This window comes from Streptomyces sp. NPDC046876 (assembly GCF_040645035.1).
Lineage (GTDB): Bacteria > Actinomycetota > Actinomycetes > Streptomycetales > Streptomycetaceae > Streptomyces.
This window is the reverse complement of the sequence record NZ_JBEYXK010000194.1, coordinates 1-5436: the sequence shown is the minus strand read 5'-3', so window position 1 is coordinate 5436 and position 5436 is coordinate 1. Positions and strand designations below refer to the sequence as shown.

At 73.2% G+C, this 5436-nt stretch carries 4 protein-coding genes; all 4 read right to left on the bottom strand.

Annotated elements, in window-relative coordinates; all coding sequences use genetic code 11:
* Positions 1-79: 79 nt before the first annotated feature.
* The 4 genes from ABZ924_RS38050 to ABZ924_RS38035 are packed head-to-tail and all read right to left on the bottom strand — an operon-like array spanning position 80 to position 5347.
* Positions 80-1393 (bottom strand): ATP-grasp domain-containing protein, encoded by a 1314-nt coding sequence (locus tag ABZ924_RS38050; RefSeq protein WP_361920248.1) that lies wholly within the window; start codon positions 1391-1393, stop codon positions 80-82.
* Entirely contained in the window at positions 1390-2742 is a 1353-nt protein-coding gene (locus ABZ924_RS38045) for an MFS transporter (RefSeq protein WP_361920246.1), read from the bottom strand. Before ABZ924_RS38045 ends, ABZ924_RS38050 begins: the two co-directional genes overlap by 4 nt.
* On the bottom strand, positions 2739-3806 hold the full coding sequence (locus tag ABZ924_RS38040; RefSeq protein WP_361920244.1) for an FAD-binding oxidoreductase: 1068 nt from the start codon (positions 3804-3806) through the stop codon (positions 2739-2741). Before ABZ924_RS38040 ends, ABZ924_RS38045 begins: the two co-directional genes overlap by 4 nt.
* Positions 3803-5347 (bottom strand): class I tRNA ligase family protein, encoded by a 1545-nt coding sequence (locus tag ABZ924_RS38035; RefSeq protein ID WP_361920242.1) that lies wholly within the window; start codon positions 5345-5347, stop codon positions 3803-3805. The genes ABZ924_RS38040 and ABZ924_RS38035 overlap by 4 nt, the downstream gene beginning before the upstream one ends.
* Positions 5348-5436: the final 89 nt, after the last annotated feature.

The following is a 5436-nucleotide window of genomic DNA, read 5'->3' as shown; positions in this document are numbered from 1 at the left end:
CCCGACTCCTCAATGGCCACCGCAAGCGCCAGATTCGCCGGACCCGCACCGATCGCCAGAACACCGACCTCCCGGTCCATCACACTTCCCCCTCGATGTCGATCCGGATGAGTTCCGCCGCGGTTTCGGCGCGGCGCCGTGCTTCGGCTGGGCTGTCCGCGGTGGCCATGACGATGCCGGTGCGGTCCCAGGAGTGCCGCAGGCCCGTGAGCAGGTCGCCGGGTTCGACGGTGACCGCGGCGAGGAACACGCCGTCCACGTCGCGCGCTTCCCCGAGGCCGTGCACGGCCGTGACGCGTCCCGTTCCGGCGGCCAGGAACCGTACGGCCGCCCCGCCCTTGGCGTGCCGGGGCAGTTCGGCCGGCGGCTCCTCGCCCTTCATCAGCGCGTAGTAGCTCCGCAGCAGCTCCACCGGGTAGGCGAGCTGGATGGTGTCGAGGATGCCGCCGCCGGCGAGCCGGCCCGCGCATTCCACGAGGTGCGGGACGCCGTCGGAGACGATCCATTCGCAGTGGATCGTGCCGGTGCGGAAGTCCACGGCCCGCACGACGCGCTCGGTCTGCGCGACGAGCAGTTCCGCGCGCTGCGCGGGGATGTCGGCCGGCACGGTGTGGGCCCTTTCCACGGGGTGGGGCCCGGGGAAGAGCTCTTTGCCGGTGACGTTGGCGAAGAGGGTGCGGCCGTCGCGGACGAGCAGTTCCACGCTGTACTCGGGCCCGTCGACGTACTGCTCGACCAGCATGGAGAGGTCCATGGGCCGGTCGGGCACGAAGACGCCCTCGTCCTGGACGAGGCAGTCGGCCCACGCCTGCTGGACCTCGGCCGGGCCGTGGATGACCCGGGTGCCGACGGAGGCCTGGCGGTTGGCCGGCTTGAGGACGACGGGACCGGACCGGCCGCGCAGGAACTCCAGGACCCCGTCCGGGCCCGAGACGGCGGCCACGGCCGGATTGGCGATCCCGGCGGCGGCGCTGACCTGCCTCAGCAGAGCCTTGTCGCGCAGGATCCGCGCGGCGCCGAGGCCGGCGCCGGGCAGGCCGTAGCGTTCGGCGAGCCGGGCGGCGAACGGGGTGGCGTACTCGATGGCGGGGATGACCGCGGACGGGGCGAGGTCGGGGTGGGCGTTGTGGAACTCGTCGGCCTTCCCCTCGAGGTGGTACTCCCAGGCGATGAGGCCGCGGACGAAGGGGACGCCGTCGATCTGGTCGTGCACCCGCCGTTTGCGGATGACGTCCGGCTCCTCGACGTAGATCACGGAATCGTCCGGCTGGAACGCGGCGATGAGGCCCATGGTGACGCCGACGAACCCCACGACGAGGACCGGCCCGGGCGGCGGTCCGGTGGGCGGCGTGGCCGGCGGTGTGTGCCGGGGTGCGTCCGGTGCTGCGTTCACGAGGTGCCTCCGACGGCTTCGGGCTCGCCCTGGGTGGTCGGGCCGGTTTCTTCGGCTGCCCGGGCGGGCTGCGGTTCGGGCGGCGCCTTCACACCCGCGAGGGCGAGGAATCCGGCGACGGCGGTGAGGACGCCGCACAGCAGCCAGAAGCCGCTGCCGAGCCGGGCCCAGGCGTAGACGCCGAACAGCGGGGCGAGCGCTGAGGCCGCGCCGCCCACGGCCTGCATGGTGCCGATGTAGCGGGCCTTGACCGTGGCGGGGAACGTCGCCGGGTGGGCGAACATGCTCGGTGCGGCGATCATGATTCCGCAGACGACGAGGACCGCGGCGGCGATCGTGAACGCGCCGGAGCGCGAGGACAGCCCGTAGACGGCGAGCCCGGCGGCCTCGACCAGGTGGCCGGTGATGACGCGGACGTGCTTGGGCAGGCGGCTCAGATAGGCGGTGATCTTGAGCTCGCAGCTGATCAGTACGACGGACGACACCGTGAGCACCGTGCTGTAGAAACCGGTCGGGTAGCCGTCCTCGACGAGTTCGAGGGGCAGCGCGATATGGCCCTGTGCGTACGTGAGCGAGCCGAGCAGGACGGCGGCCAGGTACAGGAGGTACTTCCGGTCGCGGGCCATCGCGGCGTACGCGGCGCTGCTGCTCGGGGCGGACGCTGGGGCGGGTGCGGCGGCCCGGTCTCCGTCGCCGGTGTCCGCGGCCGTCCCGGTGTCGTCCCGGCCGAGCTTCTTGGGCAGCAGGGCGAAGGCGAGCAGCGAGTACAGCAGTGCGGTCGCCCCGTCGACCCAGAAGAGGAGGTCCCAGTCGAGGAGGATGAGTCCGGCGGCGATCAGCGGTGCCAGGGCGGCGCCGATGTTGAGCGCGATCCGCATCATCGAGAAGGCCATGACCTGGTACCGGTCGGGCATCAGGTCGCTGAGCAGGACGGCCGCGGCCGGCCGGTAGGCCTGCGTGAACAGGCCCGCGAGGCCGACGGCCAGGAGCAGCGGCCACAGGGCCGTGAGCCCGCTCAGCCACGACACCGACGCCACGAGCGGGGCCGAGGCGGCCATGGCGGCCATGATGGCGGTGCGCGGGCCGAACCGCTGGGTGATCTCGCCGCCGAGCATGGTGCCGAAGACGGAGCCGATGCTGTAGGCGACGAGCGCCAGGCCGGCGACGGCGACCGACACGCCGCGGTGGGTGAGGTACAGCACGAGGAAGGTCTGGACGAAGGCGCCGAGCTGGTTGACCAGCACGCCCCCGAGGAGGTACCGGACCGGCGCGGGTGTGGCCTTGAGCGCCTCCAGCACGCCGACCGGGGCGTCTTCCCCTGCCTTCTGGCTCCCCTTCTCCTTCGTCATACCGGTCCCTCCTTCAGGGCTTCGACGATCGCGCCCGCGACGAGCGGGGCCTGGCTGAATCCGGAGCCGCCGCAGGCCGGTCGGGACCAGACGGCGGGGCCGACGCGGACCAGCTGCGGGCCGCCGGTGTCCGCGTCGCTCGCGTAGTGGCAGGCTGTGACCGCCTCGACGGTGTAGCGGTGCAGATGGGTCACGGGGGCCGACCGGGCCAGGAGTTCGGACCAGGGCAGCCGGCTCTCGTCCTCGCGGTCCGCGGTCGTGGCCACGGTGCGGCAGACCGCATCGGAGCTGATCTTGAGCAGGGTTCCCTCGCCGGGGGGCACCACCCAGCCGCGTCCGTCCGGTCCGAGGCCGCCCGCTGCGGGGGCGTTGTCCCACCAGCGGGCCGCGTTGTCGGGCGGCCGCAGGTACATCACGGTCTGGCGGTGCAGGACGACCGGGTGCCCGACGAGGTCGCGGGCCCAGGGGCCGGCCGCGACGAGCACCAGGTCGCCGCCGAGGGTCTCCCCGCCGGCCAGCTCGACCTTCGCCGAGTCCGTGTCGACCCCGGTCACCGGGGTGTACGGGTGCAGCGTCACCGCGGGGTGCCGGTGCAGCCAGCGGGCGGCGGCGTGCAGGACGCGTTCCGCGAGCAGGACGCCGGCGTCGGCCTCCCACAGGCCCGCGGAGTCGGCGGGGAACTCCAGGTGCGGCAGCCGTTCGGGGGCCACCCGTTCGACGGCGAGGCCGGCCCCTGCCGCGGCAGCGGCCACCGCGGGCAGCTGTTCGCGGGGCCAGGCGGTCACCACCCCGACGCGGCGGAGGAACCGGGTGCCGAACAGGGCCTCCAGCTCCAGCCAGCGGCGGTGGGCGGCGGCTCTGCGCCGGGTGTCCGCCGGGTCGTGCGGGCTGAAGCTGCGGATGACCCGGTGCTGGTCGAAGGAGGTCGAGTGCGGATTCGGCACCGGACCGCGGTCGAGCACCGTGACGCGGTGGCCGGCGAGGGCGCACTCCACCGCGGTCAGCAGTCCGGTCACGCCCGCTCCGACGACCACCACCCGGCGGGTGGCGACCGCCGCGCTCACTGCCCGTGCTCCGCCAGCCGTGGCAGGCGTACGGGGGTGATCTGCGTGGCGGTCGACCGGGCGGGGATGGACGGGTCGGGCAGGGCGGCCTGTTCGGCGAGGTCGATGAGGACGGGCGCCGCGCAGCGCAGGAAGACGTCGACCTCGTGGCAGAAGTCGCCGGCGTCGGCCGGTGCGACGTCCCGGCGGTCGAGGCGCGCCAGTTGCTCGGTCAGGGTGAAGGCGACCGCGGTGAGGCTGAACCGGCGCACGTCGCAGGCTGCGTCGAATCGTTCCAGCATGCGGGCCGCGGCCGCTCTGGACCGTTCGGACACGGGCAGCGGTCCCTGCGCCCGCTCCGCCCAGGCGCCCACCTCGTCGGCGACCCGGTTCCACGGTTGTACGAGCCGCTCGCGGGTCACCCGTTCCAGGGCCTCGCGGGTGAAGTTGGTCCGCTGGAAGTCCGGGCCGGTCGCGGCGAGGTAGTAGCGGACGATGTCGCGGGGGACCTCGGCGGCGAGCTGCCGGCCGGTGACGACGTGGCCGCGGCTGGTGGAGAACTTGTCGTGGTCGAGCTCGTAGAACTCGTTCGTGACGAAGTGGTCGGGCAGGGCGTAGCCGCCGAGCGCCTCCAGCATGGCGGCGCCGACGACCGCGAAGGCGAAGCCGGCGTCGGACCCGAAGAAGTACACCACCCGCGGCCGGGCCTCGGCGAACCACAGTTCGTCGTCGGCGGCCAGGACCTCGCCGCGCTGCTCGGCGGCCAGGGCGGTGCCGTGCATGCTCCAGGCGATGGTCTCGGCGTCGGCGTAGAGCACTTGGCCGGAGACCTCGGGGAAGGGCGCGGGGATGCCCCAGGAGATCGGCAGGGTGATCGGGTAGTCCGGGAGCGCGCGGGCGAGGATCTCCTCGACCATCTGGGCCAGGCGGGGACGCATGGTCGCGCTCTTGCGCGCGAAGTAGGCGGTGAGCGCCGCGCGGTGCTCCTCCAGCGGCAGGACCAGGACCTGCTGCTCGCGCAGTTCGACCGGGTCGTCGGGGTGCAGGGTCGAGCGGGGCTCGATCAGGTCGCCGGAGGCGATCCAGTGCCCGCAATTCTCGCAGAGTCCTGCGCAGCCGTCGGCGAGGCAGACGGGGCAGCCGCCGCGGACGTAGGCGTCGGTGAGGAACTCGCCGGTGCGCGGCGCGTAGGGGAAGCGGATGTTCTTGAGGCGCAGGGCGCCTCGGCCGTGGAGGCGTTCGAAGAAGTGCCGGACGGTTTTGACGTACCGGTCACCGAACCGGACGAACCCGTCGGGGCGGATGCCCACGGCGGCCAGCGTCTCCTCGACCTGCGCGGCGGAGCGGGTGCGCAACTCCTCGGGTTGGGCGCCGAGTCTGCGGGCGGTGGTGACGATGTAGTTCTGGGTGAAGTGCACTCCGCTGGCGAACAGGACGTCCTGGCCGGCGGCGCGCGCGTAGCGGGCGCAGACGTCGGCGGCGAGGAAGGGTCCGGCGAGGTGGCCCAGGTGCAGGTCGCCGTTGGCGGTGGGGCCGGGTGCGATCACCAGCGTCTTGGTCATCGGGCGCTCCGGGTTTCGGTGGTGGCGCGGCGGGCGAGGAGGTCGTCGAGGATGTCCTGCGAACGGTTCGCCAGCACGCTGATCAGCGA

Coding starts and splice junctions, on each gene's coding strand:
- ABZ924_RS38045 (WP_361920246.1), bottom strand. CDS start 2,742: ATGACGAAGGAGAAGGGGAGCCAGAAGGCAGGGGAAGACGCCCCGGTC.
- ABZ924_RS38035 (WP_361920242.1), bottom strand. CDS start 5,347: ATGACCAAGACGCTGGTGATCGCACCCGGCCCCACCGCCAACGGCGAC.